General features: G+C 40.7%; 1 pseudogene. It reads right to left on the bottom strand.

Annotated elements, in window-relative coordinates:
* Positions 1–329, bottom strand: a pseudogene (locus tag J536_RS26100) (fimbrial biogenesis outer membrane usher protein); the annotation flags it as partial.

Here is a 329-nt window from a genome sequence, read left to right as displayed (position 1 = left end):
GTTATAGTTAATCCCTGCCCTAAAAATCTCATCTGCCAGTGCGCTGTAGTTCAGGTAGTTCTGTGACTCGGGATTAATCTGGTTATCTTTTAAATATCTCACTTGAGATACACGAGCTAGGTCAAAATAGTTATCAAATACTTTGCGGTAACTGGTGTTAAATGAAATATTTTTACTGATGCGCCCTTCTAAACCGACTAAAGCAGAATAACCGTTTTCATCTTTATACTGGCTCGCTGCAATGTCAGCATTGATCACGCCAATCCCCAAAACATTCTTGGCAAATCCTGTGCCTAGGTTCGATAACCCATCTGTTGAAGCTTCTGCTC

It is taken from the genome of Acinetobacter sp. 809848, assembly GCF_000581275.1.
Classification (GTDB): Bacteria; Pseudomonadota; Gammaproteobacteria; order Pseudomonadales; family Moraxellaceae; genus Acinetobacter; species Acinetobacter pittii.
Note: the sequence above shows the minus strand (reverse complement) of the source record. Positions and strands in the feature narration are given on the sequence as shown.